At 46.0% G+C, this 17,898-nt stretch carries 21 protein-coding genes; 15 read left to right on the forward strand and 6 right to left on the reverse strand.

Annotated features, from left to right (window positions below; translation table 11 throughout):
• The first annotated feature begins 23 nt into the window (after positions 1 to 23).
• The 13 genes from D1841_RS06325 to D1841_RS06380 all read left to right on the forward strand — a co-directional run bounded on the left by D1841_RS06325 (position 24) and on the right by D1841_RS06380 (position 10,377).
• Entirely contained in the window at positions 24 to 482 is a 459-nt protein-coding gene (locus D1841_RS06325) for a GNAT family N-acetyltransferase (protein ID WP_160641693.1), read from the forward strand.
• A gap of 85 nt (positions 483 to 567) precedes the next feature.
• The gene (locus D1841_RS06330) at positions 568 to 1,323 is read left to right on the forward strand and encodes an N-acetyltransferase (protein ID WP_160641694.1); all 756 of its coding nucleotides are present in this window, start codon (positions 568 to 570) and stop codon (positions 1,321 to 1,323) included.
• 3 nt (positions 1,324 to 1,326) lie between these two features.
• Positions 1,327 to 1,548, forward strand: coding sequence for a hypothetical protein (locus tag D1841_RS19035; protein ID WP_237076159.1), 222 nt, complete (start codon positions 1,327 to 1,329; stop codon positions 1,546 to 1,548).
• Positions 1,549 to 1,557: 9 nt separating this feature from the next.
• Entirely contained in the window at positions 1,558 to 1,845 is a 288-nt protein-coding gene (locus D1841_RS19040) for a GNAT family N-acetyltransferase (RefSeq protein WP_347563958.1), read from the forward strand.
• 50 nt (positions 1,846 to 1,895) lie between these two features.
• Positions 1,896 to 2,438: a GrpB family protein gene (locus tag D1841_RS06340; RefSeq protein WP_160641695.1), complete on the forward strand. Its 543-nt coding sequence runs from the start codon at positions 1,896 to 1,898 to the stop codon at positions 2,436 to 2,438.
• A 40-nt stretch (positions 2,439 to 2,478) separates the two neighbouring features.
• Positions 2,479 to 3,255, forward strand: a complete 777-nt coding sequence (locus D1841_RS06345) for a DUF5301 domain-containing protein (protein WP_160641696.1) — start codon at positions 2,479 to 2,481, stop codon at positions 3,253 to 3,255.
• A 21-nt stretch (positions 3,256 to 3,276) separates the two neighbouring features.
• A complete protein-coding gene (locus D1841_RS06350; RefSeq protein WP_166554235.1) occupies positions 3,277 to 3,453 on the forward strand; it encodes a hypothetical protein in 177 nt (58 codons plus the stop codon).
• Between the two features lies 1 nt (position 3,454).
• On the forward strand, positions 3,455 to 4,162 hold the full coding sequence (locus D1841_RS06355; RefSeq protein ID WP_160641697.1) for an ABC transporter ATP-binding protein: 708 nt from the start codon (positions 3,455 to 3,457) through the stop codon (positions 4,160 to 4,162).
• Entirely contained in the window at positions 4,143 to 5,363 is a 1,221-nt protein-coding gene (locus D1841_RS06360; RefSeq protein ID WP_160641698.1) for a hypothetical protein, read from the forward strand. Before D1841_RS06355 ends, D1841_RS06360 begins: the two co-directional genes overlap by 20 nt.
• A gap of 10 nt (positions 5,364 to 5,373) precedes the next feature.
• A complete protein-coding gene (locus D1841_RS06365; RefSeq protein ID WP_160641699.1) occupies positions 5,374 to 6,066 on the forward strand; it encodes a response regulator transcription factor in 693 nt (230 codons plus the stop codon).
• 15 nt (positions 6,067 to 6,081) lie between these two features.
• Positions 6,082 to 7,308 (forward strand): sensor histidine kinase KdpD, encoded by a 1,227-nt coding sequence (locus tag D1841_RS06370; protein WP_237077160.1) that lies wholly within the window; start codon positions 6,082 to 6,084, stop codon positions 7,306 to 7,308.
• A 64-nt stretch (positions 7,309 to 7,372) separates the two neighbouring features.
• Positions 7,373 to 8,056 (forward strand): ABC transporter ATP-binding protein, encoded by a 684-nt coding sequence (locus D1841_RS06375; RefSeq protein ID WP_160641701.1) that lies wholly within the window; start codon positions 7,373 to 7,375, stop codon positions 8,054 to 8,056.
• On the forward strand, positions 8,053 to 10,377 hold the full coding sequence (locus D1841_RS06380) for an FtsX-like permease family protein (protein WP_160641702.1): 2,325 nt from the start codon (positions 8,053 to 8,055) through the stop codon (positions 10,375 to 10,377). Before D1841_RS06375 ends, D1841_RS06380 begins: the two co-directional genes overlap by 4 nt.
• Before the next feature lie 366 nt (positions 10,378 to 10,743).
• Here D1841_RS06380 and D1841_RS06385 read toward each other — a convergent pair whose 3' ends face one another.
• From D1841_RS06385 to D1841_RS06395, 3 genes are all read right to left on the reverse strand, one after another.
• The gene (locus D1841_RS06385) at positions 10,744 to 11,352 is read right to left on the reverse strand and encodes a helix-turn-helix domain-containing protein (protein ID WP_160641703.1); all 609 of its coding nucleotides are present in this window, start codon (positions 11,350 to 11,352) and stop codon (positions 10,744 to 10,746) included.
• 137 nt (positions 11,353 to 11,489) lie between these two features.
• Positions 11,490 to 12,251, reverse strand: coding sequence for a hypothetical protein (locus D1841_RS06390; RefSeq protein ID WP_160641704.1), 762 nt, complete (start codon positions 12,249 to 12,251; stop codon positions 11,490 to 11,492).
• 14 nt (positions 12,252 to 12,265) lie between these two features.
• A complete protein-coding gene (locus D1841_RS06395) occupies positions 12,266 to 13,243 on the reverse strand; it encodes a helix-turn-helix domain-containing protein (RefSeq protein WP_160641705.1) in 978 nt (325 codons plus the stop codon).
• Positions 13,244 to 13,579: 336 nt separating this feature from the next.
• Between D1841_RS06395 and D1841_RS06400 the strand changes: the two genes are divergently transcribed.
• A complete protein-coding gene (locus tag D1841_RS06400; protein WP_160641706.1) occupies positions 13,580 to 14,410 on the forward strand; it encodes a tyrosine-type recombinase/integrase in 831 nt (276 codons plus the stop codon).
• Between the two features lie 6 nt (positions 14,411 to 14,416).
• A complete protein-coding gene (srtB, locus tag D1841_RS06405) occupies positions 14,417 to 15,193 on the forward strand; it encodes a class B sortase (RefSeq protein ID WP_160641707.1) in 777 nt (258 codons plus the stop codon).
• Between the two features lie 160 nt (positions 15,194 to 15,353).
• Here srtB and D1841_RS06410 read toward each other — a convergent pair whose 3' ends face one another.
• The 3 genes from D1841_RS06410 to D1841_RS06420 are packed head-to-tail and all read right to left on the reverse strand — an operon-like array spanning position 15,354 to position 17,850.
• Positions 15,354 to 15,728 (reverse strand): hypothetical protein, encoded by a 375-nt coding sequence (locus D1841_RS06410; protein ID WP_160641708.1) that lies wholly within the window; start codon positions 15,726 to 15,728, stop codon positions 15,354 to 15,356.
• Positions 15,729 to 15,737: 9 nt separating this feature from the next.
• Entirely contained in the window at positions 15,738 to 16,964 is a 1,227-nt protein-coding gene (locus tag D1841_RS06415; RefSeq protein ID WP_237076160.1) for an ABC transporter permease subunit, read from the reverse strand.
• Positions 16,954 to 17,850 (reverse strand): ABC transporter ATP-binding protein, encoded by an 897-nt coding sequence (locus D1841_RS06420; protein WP_160641710.1) that lies wholly within the window; start codon positions 17,848 to 17,850, stop codon positions 16,954 to 16,956. Before D1841_RS06420 ends, D1841_RS06415 begins: the two co-directional genes overlap by 11 nt.
• Positions 17,851 to 17,898: the final 48 nt, after the last annotated feature.

The following is a 17,898-nucleotide window of genomic DNA, read 5'->3' on the forward strand; positions in this document are numbered from 1 at the left end:
GGATTTGTGGGGAAGATTGCAGTATGGAAATAATGGTATATGAAATGAAATATGTAAAAGACGGTATCGGGGAAAATAGTATTTCGTGTATTCCTTTTGAGCAAAAGTCCTTTCAACAATACATGAAAATATATAATGCATGCTTTTATGAAATGCGAAAATCACTTGATATTAAGCCATACAATTTTTTGAGTGATTATGAACAAGTCCGTGAAAAAAGTAAAGATATTTTTTTACTTGTAAGCGGGGAAGAAATTATTGGTTCTGTCGCATGTTATGGAAGTGAGATAGACGATTTGATAGTTAATAAGAAATATCAAAATAAAGGATATGGAAAACAGCTTTTATTATGGGGAATGAACCATATTCGCCAAATTAGCAATGGGCCTATTTTGTTACATGTTGCTAAATGGAATGAAAAAGCTTTAAAACTATACGAAAAAGTCGGATTTAATATTACAAATACTGAGAGAGTGCGTTAAATTCTCATTTGTCGAGAAGTCACATATAAAAAGAAATCAGGATTTTTTGGGAAATTTAATAAAGCTAAGAAGGAGGCAATAGAATATGGAACTTGTAAAACTGACACATGAAAATATTGATCAGGAGCACATCTGCTGTGCGATCTCCAATAACAAGGATATTCAGGTCATGTCCAAAAAGAACTGGTTGAAAGACAGGCTGGACGAAGGGCTTGTATTCTTGAAAGGTAATGTCCGGGGGAAATGCTTCATTGAGTATATCCCTGCGGAATACGCATGGGCACCCGTCGAGGCGGAGGGTTACATGTACATTGACTGTCTGTGGGTATCCGGGCAGTTCAAGGGGCATGGATACTCGAACCTCCTGCTGGATGCGTGTACTCGCGACAGTAAGGCGAAAGGGAAAAAGGGTCTTGTGGTCCTATCCTCCAAAAAGAAAATGGGATTCCTCTCTGACCCAAAGTATATGGAATATAAGGGATTTCAGACAGCGGATACGGCGGAGCCTTATTTTGGGCTGATGTATCTGCCCTTTGAGGAGGACTCTTCCCTTCCCCGTTTCCGGGACAGCGTGGGCAGGCATGAAGATATGACGGGGGGATTTGTGCTGTATTACACAAACCAATGCCCTTTTACGGCAAAGTATGTACCGATACTGGAGGAGATGGCAAAGGCCAGGAATGCAGTGTTTCGGTCCGTACATATCCAGACCAGAGAGGATGCGCAGAATGCCCCTTCGCCCTTTACAACCTTTTCCCTTTTCTATGACGGGCAGCTTGTGACCCATGAAATCCTGTCGGAAAAGAAATTTGATAAAATCTTAGCAGATAAAGGAGTGTGAAAAATGATTCAATTAGTCAGACCATCAGAAGAACGGAAAGAACAGGCAATCAAATTCAGACAGGAATTTTTTGAGCATGGAGAATCCGTCATTAACGGAAGTGAATTATTTGATAAAACAGAGGATTATATAGAATGGTGCAGATCCATAGACGCAAACACGAAAGAGGAAACGGTGAATCCGAATTGGGTCATAACAGACACATTCTTTGCCATTGATGACTAGGATAGAATTGTGGGAATCATTGATTTGAGGCATGAACTGAACGATTTCCTAAAGGACCTCGGCCATTGCGGTTACAGTGTCCGTCCGTCAGAGAGACGAAAAGGTTTTGCTACGGAAATGCTGCGGCAATTATTAGAGGTTGCCAAAAAGGTGGGGATGAACGAACTGTATCTTTCTGTGGAAAGGAAGAATGAACCTTCGGTTAAAACAATCATCCGGAATGGCGGAGTCTATGAGCGCAGCTTTGAAATTGATGGAGAACAGGCGGATATTTACAGGATCGCCCTGTCGGAATAGCCATACTGGTACAACGGATACGGCAGAGCTGCAAGCTGCCTGGGGGAAGAATGATAGGATTAAAAAGAGGAAGCGTGGAGCTTTTATCCCATCAAGAGGAATGGGGTAAAAATGCTGAAAACGTAATTATGGAATTGAAGCAGCTTTTCGGAAATGCTGCTGTTGATATCCAGCATGTCGGAAGCACTGCGATTGCTTCCATTTATGCAAAACCAATTATTGACATTGTGATTGGCCTCCGTAATCTGAATGATATTTCACCTTATAGGAAACTGTTGGAAGAACACGGTTTTGTTTTTCGCGGAGAAGATGTTGCCGGGCAAATACTATTTGTAATGGGTGATTTTGAAAAAGATACGCGCACACATCATATCCATGCAGTCAAATGGAATGGGCCAGAATGGAAGAACTATATCAATTTTCGGGATTACCTGAATTTCCATCCTGATAAGGCCATGCAATACGATGCCTGTAAGAAAAAACTGGCATTACAATTTCCAGATGACCGAAGAAGCTATACGGAAGGCAAGCAGGAATGCATAGAATGCCTGCTGAAAGAAGCATATGTATGGAGACAGCGGCAGTATATATAGAGAAGCAAAGAGATGTCAATAAATTTAAGGAGAACTGCTTATGAAAAAGAAATTGTTCTTAATTATAACAAGTATCGTATTGATTGGAACCGTATGTATTTGGCTTTTGGCAAAAAATAAGCCTGCGGAGCAAATGCCTGTGGATCGCTTAAACGAAGCAGTATCCCATTATACGGATATGAACATAAAAGATGATGAGGCATATTCTTTGAAAATTTCGGACGTACAAATGCTGATGACGACATATGCGCCTGAATATACGGTTTTTGGGGTTTCTTCCGATGCGTATACTGTCCGGCCCGGTCAAATGGATGAGACATTAACAGCAGAAGAACAGGATCTGCCAATCTGTAATTTTGAGTATGCATTGCTTTACGATGAAAAAACAGACAAGTTTTATAATGTGAAATTCGAGGGAAAAGGGAAACCAGTCATCCCCGATTTTATAGAGGCTAAAGAATTAAATACATATGAACTTGAGTTGCCAGACGCAGGGGCAGTAGACAGCCTCACTCTCAAAAAAAATTCTGACATGCCCATCGTGATAAACGGCAAAGATGATATGGCAGGGATTCTGGGTATTTTAGAAGATACAAAACCTACTACAAAGAGCGGCGAAATAGGTACACCCGTCCATGTGGAAAACATTATCAATGTAGACTTTACCAGTGAAGGAAATATGATAGGCAGACTATTTCTATATGAAGATGAGGGGAAATATTTTATTGAGCAGACGAACAATGGAGTATATACGATCTCAAAAGAGGATTATGATTTGATAGATAAATATATTTCCTATATAAATTACGAACCGTAAGCAATGAAGGAGGGAAAAACAATGCGGCATATTTATATTCGTGGAATCATTGGTTTAATCTGGCTGATTGCAGCCATTGTATGCGGGGTATCTGGCAACTTCCCAATGATGGTGATTTATCTGGTATTGGCAGGTGTATTCCTGTACTCCGCCTATGCGACATGGAAAAAAGAGAAGGATGGCAAAGGGGGGAGGTAAGATGGGAGAAACGCTCCTGACGGTTCAAAATTTAAGTGCGTGGTACAGTGAAGAGAAAAGGATACTTTCAGGGTTTTCTTTTTCGCTGGCGGAGCATGAAGTGGCAGGCCTGATCGGGCTGAACGGGGCCGGGAAAACCACATTTCTGAAAGTGATTTCCGGCCTGCTCCCTACGTTCCGTTCAGACGGTATCTGCTTTGGCGGCGCTCCTGTGGATTTCCGGAAGCAGGATTTTAAGCTTTGCCGCTATACGGTGTTTGCCGAGGACAATTCTTTTTCGTATTTTACTTTCCGGGAATACCTGGCCTATGTATGTGCCGTCTATGGGAAAGAGGTTCCGGATGTGTCGGAGCTGGTACAGGGCTTTCACTTTGAAGAATATACAGATACCCTGTTACGGGAGCTGTCAACCGGGAACCGGAAAAAAGCATTTCTGATTACGGCTTTTGCCCTGAAACCCAGACTGCTCTTCCTGGATGAGCCGGTCAACGGTCTGGATTTCCAGAGCACGGAATATCTGTACCAGCAGATTTTGGGCTATAAAGAGTATGGGACTGTGCTGTTTTCTTCCCATATCCTGGAGAGCATTACGCTGACCTCTGACCGGGTTTTTGTCCTAGAAGATGGTAAGATCCGGCAGACTTTTGAAGGCGGGCAGATCAATGCCGCAGATATCCGGGAGGCACTGCATGATGAAAATGACAGGTAAAGCCTTTGCCAAAAAACTGTTTGGGGCAAAATATGAACGGCTCTCACGGACGCTTTTGATTGATGTGATCATATTTTGGGGGCTGTATATCGCAGGCTTTCAGGTGCAGATTGCGGCATCTGTACGAATCCTGATGATAAGCGCCTTTACAGCCGGCGTAATGTGGCAGGCCCTTTTTTCCAAAGATAACGCTGTGGAACTGAAACATATGCTGATGCTGCCGCATCAGCCCCAAAAGTTTGTCTTCCCCTATGTGGCGGCGTTGGGATGCTATACGGTTCTTACAAAGACAGGGCTGCTTCTGGCGGTTCTGTTGGCCGTTTCTGCATGGAAACCCATAGAGATGATAGGAATGGTCATCAGTATGCTTCATGCGGTCCTTATGGCCGCCGCAGCCTATTCCCAGAGAAAATACTGGTATGTGGGCGGGCTCTGGGCTGCTGCCATAGTATCCGTAATTATATTTTGCGGAAGTAGGACATGGTTTGGACTGTTGCTGCTTGCGAATAGTTTCATTGCTATTCTGATTTTATGGAAGGCAGAGGTCTACGCTTTTTATCAGGGGGAGAGTGAGAAACACCATGCGATCCGGCAGAGGAGGAAAGCTTCCCTGTGGCGGTACTTTTTCCGGTATCTGAGCTGCCACAGGAATTATCTGGTCAATACCGCTGTGATGTGGTGCGTAGCCATTGTAATGCCGTATTTTTTAAGAGAAATGGCTGGGCTGTTTGTTGTCCCGGTGGGGTTTGCGATTCTATCCTTAAATACCCCTATTTGTATCCTGCTGTCCTGCGACCGTGACCTGGAGCAGGCAGTCCGTTTCCTGCCTGGACAGAAACGACACTTTTGCATCCCATACTGTCTGTTTATCTTTTCCTGTAATATGGCTGCAGATGTGATATTCCTCTGTAGCTGGCAGATACAAAACGGCGGTGTCACTGTTCCCATGATTGCCGGGGCTGTTTTCTTTGCCCTGCAGAGTGCAGTGCCGTCTGTGCTCATGGAATGGTTTTATCCCATCCGTGGCTGGAAGATTGAAAGCGACCTGTGGCATCATCCCCGGAAATATGTGGTTCCGGTGGTAATGCTGCTGCTTGCAGGAGCTGCCTCGGCCTGGCCGGTACTGCTGTATGTCCTGCTGGCTCTGTTGGCTGTGGAAATTGCAATTTTACTTTTTATATGTCGGAGGCATCCTGAGTGATGGATAAAAAATGAATGAAAAAAAGATATTATATGTAGAAGATGATTTAAGCCTGATTGAAGGCCTGAAATATACACTTGAGAAAAATGGTTTTCTGGTAGATAATGCCCGTACTGTAATGGAAGCATATCAATTCTTCCGGGCAGGCCGGTATGACCTTTTGTTGCTGGATGTCACGTTGCCGGACGGGACAGGCTTTGATATCTGTAAGGAAGTAAGAAAGACCTCTGCTGTCCCGATTATATTCCTGACAGCTTCGGATGAAGAAATCAGCATTGTAAAAGGGCTGGACATGGGCGGGGATGATTACATTACCAAACCCTTTAAATTGGGGGAGGTCCTTTCAAGGATCAACGCATTGCTGCGCCGTTCGGGGCAGCAATTTCATAAGAGTGATACGATTCTGGAATCCGATGGGATCCAGATTGACCTGTCTGAGCGGATCTGCTGGAAAGGGGAAACGGAGATCCCTTTAACATTGGTGGAATATAAGCTGCTCTGCCTGTTTTTGAAGAATCCAGGCCGCATCCTGCCAAGGGAACTGATCTTAGACCGCCTTTGGGATGGGAACGGCAGCTATGTGGATGACAATACCCTTTCCGTCTATATACGCAGGCTGAGGAGGAAGATTGAAGATGACCCGAATTCCCCCACAAAGCTTCTGACGGAAATTGGGTTTGGCTATAAATGGGCCGGGGAGTGATGGAAGATGAAAACAATGGGAAAAGAAATAAGGAGGATGCTGTGCTGCCTGCTTGCTATCTGGCTGGCTGCGGCAGCAGGTTTCACGGTCCTTTTATCCTATATGACGAATGATTACCAGAAAACAATGGTGGAGCATGATTATGGGACGGCAGGGTATCTGGTCAACCATCCGGACACAAATGTGGCAGCCGTGTTTACGAAAGAGAAAACGGACTCTGACCTGGAGGCCGGAAGGCGGATCCTTAAGGAAGCGGGCTACCATGGAAATGCAGATCCCAGACTGATTCCTGCCGTATATGCTTACCGAAAGCATACTGCCGCCTGGTTCGGAGGTATGTTTTTTTGCGTTTTTTTGGCCGTTTTTCTGACAGTCTGGATTTACATCCGGAAACAAAACAAAGCAATAGCAAAGGCAGATGCTGTAATCACCCGGTTCCTTTCAGGGGATACGGGACAGAGGATCGACAGCGAGGAAACCGGGGACTGGTACAGCCTGTTCCACAGGATCAATGAGCTTGCCGCTATCCTCTCTGCCCAGGCAGAACATGAAAAACAGACGCGCGAATTTCTGCAGGATATGATCTCAGATGTTTCCCACCAGTTAAAGACGCCCCTGGCAGCGCTAAAGATGTATGATGAGATTATGGCGCAGGAGGGAACGGACAGGGAGGCCATCCTTGCATTCAGCCAGAAATCCCTGCGGGAAATACGCCGGGTGGAGGATGTGGTTTATACGCTCTTAAAAATAGCCAGGCTGGACGCAGGCACGGTCAGGATGGAAAAGGAGGAGGAAAACATGGAAATGCTCCTTAAGGATGTGACGGAACGCTTTGAGACATTTGCCACTCAGGAAGCGAAAGAAATTGTGTTATCCGGGAGCAGCGATGTTTTCCTTTACTGCGATGCCCTTTGGATGTCGGAAGCTTTGGGGAATGTGGTAAAAAATGCGCTGGAGCATACCGGCAGAGGTGGGAAAGTAGTAATCAGCTGGGAGAGGACGCCCCTTCTTACAAATATTGTGGTGGAAGATAACGGAACAGGAATCCACCAGGAGGATATCCATAATATCTTCAAACGGTTTTACCGGAGCCGTTTTTCCCAGGATACCCATGGAATCGGCCTGGGGCTCCCGCTTGCAAAATCCATTGTGGAAGCCCATCAGGGGACGGTTTCCGTAACCAGCAGGGTCGGCAAAGGCAGCAGATTTATCTTAAGCTTTTTCCATCTTACAAAAGAGTAAGATGGAATTCATGTGAAAGTAAGACCCATCGGGTATGATAATGCCCGAAAGGCAGGTAATGAATATGAATATTCTTGAAGTACAAAATCTATGCAAGACCTATGGAAAAGGGGAAGCGGAAGTCCGGGCACTTGACAATGTTTCCTTCTCCGTGGGCAAAGGGGAATTTATCGCAATCGTAGGCGAATCCGGTTCCGGAAAAAGCACACTTTTAAATGTGGTGGGAGCCTTGGATAACCCGACCTCCGGGAAAGTGCTGATTGATGGGAAGGACATTTTTTCCATGCCCGAAAAGAAGCTTACGGTGTTCCGCCGCCAGAATATCGGGTTTATCTTCCAGTCCTTTAACCTGATCCCGGAATTGAATGTAGAGCAGAACATTACATTCCCTTTGCTTCTGGACTACCAGAAGCCGGACCAGAAGTATGTGGAGGAGCTGCTGGAGATTCTGGGATTAAAGGAGCGCAGGAAGCACCTGCCCAGTGAGCTAAGCGGAGGCCAGCAGCAGAGGGTGGCAATCGGGAGGGCGCTGGCTGCCCGCCCTGCAATCATCATGGCGGACGAGCCAACTGGAAACCTGGACTCTAAAAACAGCCAGGAGGTCATCACCCTTTTAAAATCCATGTCGGCGAAATACAGACAGACAATCCTTATGATCACCCACAATGAGAACCATGCGGATGCAACAGACCGGGTGCTGCGCATGACGGACGGCAGGCTAAGGGATTTGGGGGTGGCAGCGAGATGAAAAGTTATCTTGGGCTGATACCCCAGTATGAAAGGGTACACCGCAAAAACAACCGGATATCCATATTGTGCATTATGCTTTCCGTATGCCTTGTGATGGCGATTTTCAGTATGGCGGATATGGCGATGCGCTCCCAGAAAAATTATTTTATCAAGACCAATGGCGAATACCATGCAGCGCTCCGTGATGTGGATGAGGAGACGGCACAACTGGTATCGGCAAGGGTTGACGTGGCTTTATCAGGATGGGTCTACCAGGGCAGCACGGGGATGTTATCCGGCAAGACCGTCAGCTTTGTAGGGGCAGATGAAAAAACAATGGAATCCCTGACTGAAATGGATATGACGGACGGGGTATACCCTTCCCTGCCGGACGAGGCATTGCTGAATGAAAGCGCCATGGAGCAGTTGGGCCTGTCAATTGGCGATAACATGACGGTCACGGTTCCGGACGGCTCACAAAAACAATACCGGATTACCGGGACCCTTGCGGATATGGGTTCCATACTGAAAGCGGATATCTGCGGGATGGCGCTGAGTGAGGATGGCTTCCTTGCCATTGCAGATGAAAATGCAGCAGACGGAACCACCTACCGTATCCAGTTTAAGGATGGCGCCCATATCCAGGAGGCCATAAAGGAAATCAAGGCTCAGTTTGGCCTTTCTGACGGCCAGATTTCAGAAAATACCGCTTTATTAGGCCTGATGGGACAAAGCGAGAGCAATATCATGCAGGCTCTCTATCTGATTGCGGCAATCCTTGTTTTCCTTGTCCTGATTGCGGGGACGGTGATGATCTCTGCAAGCTTTAACACCAATGTATTGGAGAGGACACAGTTTTATGGGCTGCTGCGCTGCCTTGGGGCATCCAGGAAACAGGTAAAGCATTTTGTAATCCTGCAGGGGCTAAGACAGAGCGCGAAGGGGGTCCCCATCGGTCTGCTGGCAGGCCAGATTGTGACATGGGCTGCCTGTCTGCTGCTGAGGTCCATCAGCGGGGACCGTTTTTCAGAGGTCCCGCTATTTGAATTCAGTATCGTCGGCATACTGGCAGGGGTCGTGGTGGGCTTTCTGATCGTCCTCCTTGCTTCCCTTTCCCCGGCGAAAAAGGCCTCCAGGGTTTCGCCTGTCACGGCAATCAGCGGAAGCTCCCAGCTGACAGAGAATAAACGTGCGGCGAATACGAAGCTGTTTCATGTGGAGACAGGCATGGGCGTGTTCCATGCTTTGTCCGGGAAAAAGAATTTATTCCTGATGACCTGTTCCTTTGCCATCAGCATCATGCTTTTCCTGTCTTTCCAGGTAATGGTTGTCTTTCTGGATCAGGGCATGCCTGCGTTAGCTCCCTGGGCAGGAGATGTATCTGTGACAGCTGCTGCAGGACTGGAGCCTTCTGTAATAAAAGAAATCGCGGGAATGGAAGGTGTGAAACGTGCTTTCGGGAGAATGGAATACAGCGGGCTATCCGTTTCTTCCGATACCGAGAGCGGAACGGCCACGCTGGTTTCTTATGAAGAAAACCAGTTCAAATGGGCAGAAGAGGAACTGAACGAGGGGAATACCGAGTCTGTGCAGGGAGGGGCCGGGGATATCTTAGTCACCTACCGGGACGGCATGCAATGGAAAGCCGGGGACACTGTGACGCTCCAAACACCTTTGGGGGAGAGACAGGTGAGGATTGCGGGAATCCTTTCGTCCACAAATGCGTCAAGTGAGGCCGGAAGCCTTGGATACATCATATGCTCAGAACAGCTGTTTACAGAGAGCATTGGTATGGCAGGCTATACAGCTGTGGATATACAGCTTGCAGGCAGCGGCAGTGACGAGACAGTATCAGCGATACGAAACCTCTTTCCACCAGATAGCTCCATTGCAGATAAACGTCTGTCAAATTCGGAATCCCAGAGTTCCTATTATACAGGAGCAGTGTTCATTTACGGGTTCCTGCTCATCATTGCGCTGATCACCGTGTTCAATATCTTTAACAGTATGAATGCCAGTGTGGCGGCAAGAACACGGCAGTATGGCGTGATGCGTTCTATTGGTATGGGAGCCGGGCAGCTCTATAAGATGATTGCTGCAGAAGCAGTCACCTATGCGGTATTGGGATGTGTCACCGGATGTGTCCTGGGGCTTCCATTAAATAAAATGATGTTCCAGTTCCTGATTGCCGGTAAATGGGGGACCAGCTGGCAGCTTCCGGCTGTATCCCTGCTGCTGATCGTCGTTTTATGTTTCGGCTCTGCGGCGCTGGCGATCAGACGGCCAATCAAAAAAATCGGAAAACTGTCCATTGTGGATACCATAAAACTACAGCAGTGACACATGGATACTGACTAAAAATTTGGAAATGTCCGAGCTTTGTAACAATTCAGGCCTTTTTTAAGCTGATAGGATGAAAGGCTCGGACATTTCTGTGACATTTGCGTTTTACAATGTCCTTACCATAAAGAATGGCATGAGGATTTGAGGCATAACCATCTGGCAATAGAGTGCTAAGAAAAGCCCTCATGTATAAGATGGAGGGATGCGTATAGAGGGAAATTAGAAATCTTCTTCTCCTTATTGCATATCTGGACATTCACCAATATGCAGTTCCCTACAACTGAATAATTGGCAGCCTGTTCAGAAAACATGAATAATCAACAACTCCGGCGCCCGGTATCATACTGAGCGTCGGAGTTGTTTTTATGATTCGGTTACAGAAAGGAATGCCAGCCACTTGGAACCATAAGTATCCATATAAAACCGGTTGCCATACTCATTTTCAACAAAGCGGCCTTTTACCTGGTACCATCCCTGCAATTCCTTTCTTAGAACTGAGTCTGGAGAGATTGGCTCCACCCAGATTTCTTTTTGCCTGTGAACTTCAGAGTGGGAGAGTGGCGGCTCTTTTGGCAGGTCAGATTCAGAAAACGGAGGGGAGGAGATGAATAACTCCCCGATAATATCTGAAAATGGCAGACTGTGGCCATCCGGGAAAGTCAGCAACCGGTCTGCAGCATTTACCAGCAGCCATCCGTATGCAGCGGACCATACCGGCCTGCCATGAAAAGCCGGCAAGGCCTTTGGTGAAATTGGCTGTTTGGGGTCCTGGTTCTGGGTTTCGGAGCGTCCCAACAGGAAATCGGTTGTGACACCGTAAAGGTCAGCCATATTCTCAAGCTTATCTATGGAGGGAGATTTCCGTTCGCCTTCCCAGGCACTAAGGGTCGGCTGGGAAATATTAAGCTTTTCAGCGGCCTCTGTGATTTTTAATTTGTTAATTTGTCTTGCTGTTTTAAATTGCTTTGGCATTCGTTTGCCTCCTATTCAGAAGTATGCAAATTGAGACAGCAGTTTTTGTTGATTGAGGACATTAGAAATGGCATGAGAAATTGCGGTTCGGTTCTCAGTCACCCTCTCAATCACTTTCTCAGCCACCCTGTCATGGTTTAAACATTCTCTGCTGTATACATATTTCTATAAATATCAAGGATTGAATCTTTGCTGCGGGAAATGCCGATGTCTTCTAAACGCATTTCCGTTTCACTCATTTGCTCAATAAATGATTGTATATCTTCGCCAACGGCAGCAGGAACAGTGATTTTAATATCTTCTCTCACAAGCGGGAATAACCGGAAGACATCCAGGCGATGCTTTCTGATGTCACGGGAATTGACATGCATTCCCTGCGCTTTTTTATCTTTGAGATCCAGCCAGGCTTTCATTTTCAGAGGAATGATATGCTCGGCATCCAGGATAGAAACGCCATTTGCCTCGGCTCTGCCGGCCAGCAGGAAATTATAATAATCATCATTAAGCAGGATAGCCGACAGGCTGGATACTTCATCATCTATATGTAACGGCATAAGATGGGTATCAGCATGCAGCTTCACATTGCTTTGCGGCCTGGAGAATAATTCGATCATCTTAGGATAAGATGGGTTGGCAGGCTCTACAAAGCGATAAAACTCAGGTATGCCGTTGCTGCGCTGTCTTGCCTGATATCCACCGGCATCAATGAATTCCCAGAATGCTTTTGCAAAATCGGTTGTAAGAGCCTCAACAATCAGTACCATATCAATATCTACGGTCTGTCTGAAGTCAAGACCTGCATCAGACATAAGCAGGTCGCAGGCAAAACCGCCGATTACTGTATACTGCTCTTTGTATTCGCTGAAATGATTTTTGAAAATGTCGATACCGTTTACCATATATCCCTTACTCCCTATTCTTCGTCTTTGATGGGTAATTGATGCTTTTCCCTTATTTCGTCAAGCCCCATCTGAATGCGCTCATTACTGCTGTTATTGAGACTCAGCAGTAGTGAAATATCATCTACACGGCCGCCATCGGCGAACAGTGTCGGATCATAGCTCCATACTTCGGTTACATATCCGCCAAAATCCTCAAACTCACGCTTGGAGATAATGGCATTGGTCGGAATGCCTGCGCTGTCCTTTTTGCATATTGCTGCCGCACCGTCGTGCTCGTCGGCGCCAACCATTGATATATCGGCCAGCGCCAACAAGCCGCTTTTGGGCCAGCCGGGTTCTGCAGGGGTTTTTATATAGATGTACCTCTCCACCGGAGATTTCAGGCGTGCAAATCCCTTTTTGAGATATTCGGGCTTTTCATAGGCGGGGGTAATCCATTTAATCCTGCCTTCCGCGTGCTGTTCTATCAGCCCACATGCTGCCAGATCATTGATGGCACGGTTACAGGTTGCTTTGGAAAGCTGAAGGTCATTTGCAATTTGCGTAAGGTTGACCTTCCCGGTGTTTTCCAAGTAATAAAGATATAGGAAAACCAGCTGGGTTCCCGGCGCCATTTTATCCGCAACGGGAGCATCTACTTTAAACTTTTCAAAGAAAGAGCATCCCCAAAACGGGAGATATACCTGCTGGGAGGAAGATACAAAGGGTATGTTGTTTTCTATGAGGTTGCGGCGCTGCGGTGCGGTCATTCCCTCAAGATAAAGGGCGCATGGAAACTCGCAGATCTCCTGAAAGTTCTTTAATTGTTTTTTTAAAGTCGGGAGACGCCAGGATGCAGTTCTGGGAGATAACAGGACGCATGGATTGTTGTTCCATATCAGCTGCTGCAGTTTGTACCCGTCCCTGATATATACCGGGGTTTTATCCGGGAAGGAATATTCGGAAACGCCAATGCAGTCTCCAAATACTGTTTTCAAAAAATCCAGCATATTTGTTCTCCTCTCTGAAGCGTTGGTCACGGATTGTTTCATTCGATTTTAAGTATATCACCATATATGAAACTTGTCAAGTATTGATGAAACAGTTAAGACAGACTTTACCAGTATTTCTTTCAAAGGCATCCTGCATAGTATGCACGGAAATGAGTAAAATTATCAGTTAAATATAATAGCAATTATGTTTAACTGAGCGTTTGTGGTTGGCCAAAAATCAGTTCTGAGTTCAACACAATCGGTGCCAAGTCTATGAAAATTAAGTTCAACACAATCAAATCGGGTTGTAATATAAGATTCTCATCCGTGTAATGTAAGTAGGAGGCGATGCTTATGTTGAATGGGTTCAAAGATTATTTATTGGATCTGGGAAAATCAGAAAATACAGCGACAGCATATTTGCGGGACGCAAAATTGTTCATGGCTTGGTGCAGGGACAGTTTTGGGGATGAGCCTAAGCTGCTGCACAGGGCTAATGTTTTGGAATATATTTCTTATATGCGTAATGTGAGAGGATATCATCCGAAGACCGTGAACCATCATCTGTCTTCCTTGCGGAGTTTGAATGAGTATTTGATTACGAACGGCAGGCAAACGGAAACTGCGGTACTGGACAGTGATTTTATGAAAATCCAGATTCAGTATGCCAGTCCCTGCACGGTGGAGAAAAAGGATGTGGAGGCATTCCGCCAGCGACTTCTGGAGAGTGGCAGTAAACGGGATTTTTGCATAGTCACGCTTTATGCTTACTCCGGAATCCGTCGCAGCGAATGTGTGAATCTGAAATTAAGCCAGATTGATCTGACGGCAAAGGAGATTTGTATCGTCGGCAAGGGCGATAAACATCGGTTAGTCTATCTCAATGATAAAACTGTTCACGCTATCCGGGAATACCTGAAGGTGCGGGACTCAGACAGTCCCTATCTGTTTGTCAGCCGCCAGAGCGGGAAACTGAATCCCTCACGGATCAACCAGATATTTAACCAGTATTCGGATGTGATTACGCCAAAGACGCTGCGGCATTATTTTTGTTCCAACGCGCTGGAGAGTGGTTATTCCATCCATGAGATTGCCAACCAGGCAGGACATAGTAATGTCCAGACAACTTTAATTTACAGTAATCCTACCGCAAAGGAGATGAAAGATAAAGCCAACCGGCTGTGAAGGACTATGAAAAAGAAAAGATTATATGCCATACTCATTTTATTTTTTACAGGAATTTTTGCTTTAGGCGCCTTCCAGGTTTATCGGCAGCTTAGCGAGTATGAAGAGGGCGACTCTTCCTATACTGATATAGAGCAGTATGTTTCGATAGAGGAGGAACCTGAAGACGATAGCAATGGCCAGGAGAATGAAAGTCAGTCTGGAGAAAGTGAGTCTGATGTCAGCTGGCCGGCCGTAGATTTTACTGCTCTATCCGGAATCAATCCGGATATTGTTGCGTGGATTTATATTGAGGGCACAGAAATCAATTATCCGGTTGTGCAGGGATCGGATAACCAATATTACTTGAAGCATTTATTCAATGGAAAATGGAACAGCTCCGGATGTATCTTTCTGGACAGCCGGAATACATCGGATTTCTCAGACCGACACAGCATTATCTATGGGCATCATATGAAAAATGGTACCATGTTTTCTGGACTGACGGAATATAAGAAGCAGGAGTTTTATGATGCACACCCGATCGTATTGCTCCTGACGCCGGAAAAGAACATCCGGATTGAAATCTTTGCCGGTTATGTGGCGAGTGTCAGTGACAAAGCTTGGGAAATTGCTCTCGGCTCGGATAAAGAATTTGGAGACTGGCTGGAGGCAGCAGAAGAACGCTCGTATTTTGAAAGCGAAGTTACTTTCGCAGTCACAGACCGCATTGTGACGCTATCCACCTGCAGCTATGAATTCGATAATGCGAGGTTTGTATTGGTTGGAAGAATTACAGAATAGGAAATAGATAAAGCCCTGATATCCGCATTCAATTGTGGAGTATCAGGGCTTTCATTATTCATGCTTTCTGAATAGGATGCCAAATATTCAATTTTATGTTCAAATATTTTGTAAGGAGTTATTTCTTTTTTCTTGCTATCGCCTCTTTCCATTTAGAATCCTATTTGTCTGAATGAATCAGTCTGATTTCATACACAACAGGATAGTAAAATGGTTTTTCCTCATTAAATGCATCTTCCACTGTGACTTTGACAGAACTGCCAGAAGGAATATCTTTTGTGGAGATGCTTTTTCCGTCTGAATCAAGTAACTTTGTATCCTTGCCGATGCCAAGTGAATTGATGGGATCGCCGTAAATCTCCGTGGTACGTTCGACGATGAGGCGGATTTCACCGTTAGACTGTGTGACGGTTTCTTTTACAACCGCCTCAAAGGATCTTTGCGACCATTTTGGAGACTGCGTAAACAAACCAATTGCGCAGGCAGCGATTATAAGCAAAATGCCGCCGAAAATGATAGTCTTTTTTCTCTTCATATCTGCACCTCACGCAACCTGGTGCTTCTTGAAGCCCAGCTTTGCAAGTGGCAGCATAATTGCCGTCAGGACGGCATACAGGATGGCCCTCATGGAAAGGGCGTCAAGAACCAGCCCGCCAATCTGATAGGAAATATATTTACCAATTTCCGGCATGACGGAACGATAAGGCAGCAGGAACAAAGTCAGGTTGTATGCCCCGGTTGCCCCGCTTGGGGTGAGGAACAGCGGGATAAAAAGCACGGGCACGAGTACGACCAGCACAAGGTAAGGGCTTTTCATTTTGGCAGACAGCAGCAGCGTCAGTCCGATCATGGCAAGCAGTACCAGATAAATAACGCCCAAGTTGATCAGGGTCGCCTGCAGGAAGGTAAATGGGTATGGGATTGTGAGTCCTGCAACCTGTAAAGGCAGGTTCCATCCATCTGCCCCGAAAGCCGCAAGGGGCAGACCGAAAGCGACGATAACATGCAGCGTGAATGCAAGGACGCCAAACAGTATAGACGATATAATTTTTGCTGTTACCAGTTTGGTCTTGCCATATTTGCCGGACAGGATGACGGCATCTGTGCCAGCCTGATATTCACCGGAAAAGACAGGCGCTATCACAATGCAGACAGCCAGCAGGGCGAACATCAGCAGTTCAAAGCTGCTCATGATGATTTCCCAGCCTTCGTGATATCCATATTGCAGGGGCGTCTCCACCTTGCTGCTCATATTGCTCCAGTATTCTTTTTGCTCCGTTGAAAGATCCCTGGATGGTGTGTTCAGGAGCGATTCTACTTTTTCATCCCTTGCCTGATAAAAATTAGCCCCGTTTGCCAGATCCAGTTCGGGCAGTTTATTAAAACCGGAATTTTCACCGGGGGAATCATATGCAGAGGCGATTATGCTAAGCTGTTTTTCCCTGGGAGCCACAAAATTCCAGTATGCGTCGCCAATCAGGAATTTTTCGCTGCCGTCATAACCTACATTGTCGGGATTCTCAAAGAGCTTTTGATATTCTGTGATTGTTTTTTCTACATATTCGTCAGTAATCGGTACGGATATATCCTGATACTGGCTTTTTGTATAAGCAATGCCCTCAGACCCTTTGATTACACCATCCTGGTTATAGGTCTGGTACTGCAGGATGGGCAGCCCGAACAGGAATGCCGTTAATAACAGGCTGACCGCCATGACGATAATGGTGGATTTTTTTCGCAGGATTTTTAAGAATTCATATTTAATCAACATAATCATCGCTCCTTTCGCTCTGTGCGTCTTCTCCGAAATGATAAAGGAACAGATCCTCTAAGCTTGGCTCTACAGTAACTGCATCTGCCGCCGGTGCGGTATCGCTCACAATACGCAGCCGGACCATATTGTTTTCGTGGTGTAGGTTTACAACAGAAAAATTCCGGCTGTATTTTGGGACTTCCCGATTGTCAATCAAGATTTCCCAGACCTTCCCTTTGATATGGTCTGTAACTGTTTCCATGGGTTCTCCAAGCAAGAATTGTCCGCTTTTCATCATCAAAATGTAGTCGGCGATATAGGAAACATCCGATACGATGTGCGTGGACAGGATAACAATTTTCTCTTTTGCAAAATCGGATATGAGGTTGCGGAAACGTACCCGCTCCTTGGGATCAAGCCCGGCAGTGGGTTCATCCAGTATCAAAATCGAGGGATGGTTCAGCTCCGCCTGGGCGATGCCCAAACGCTGCTTCATTCCGCCGGAATAGGATTTGACTTTTTTGTTTGCCACATCCTGCAGGTTTACCATATGAAGCAGATGCTCTGTCCGTTGTTTTGCCGTTTTGGCGTCAAGCCCTTTTACCGCCGCCATATACAGCATAAATTCACGGGCTGTAAAATCGGGATAAAAGCCGAAATCCTGTGGCATGTACCCTAAATGGGAATAGTACCTTTCGCCTAATTCTTCAATGCTTTTGCCGTTTAGGCGGATGCTGCCGGAAGAGGGCTTTAAAACACCGCATATCATTCTCATAAGTGTTGTTTTACCGGCGCCGTTTGCTCCCAGCAGTCCGTATACTCCGGGTGAAAGGCTTGCATTTACATGATTCACAGCACACTTTGTTCCGTACTGCTTACATAAGTTTTTTAATTGTAACTGCATACAATAATCCTCCTGATATATTTTACATAGGCATAAAAATAAGGCGGC

This window comes from Neglectibacter sp. X4 (genome assembly GCF_009917365.1).
Classification (GTDB): domain Bacteria; phylum Bacillota; class Clostridia; order Oscillospirales; family Acutalibacteraceae; genus Acutalibacter.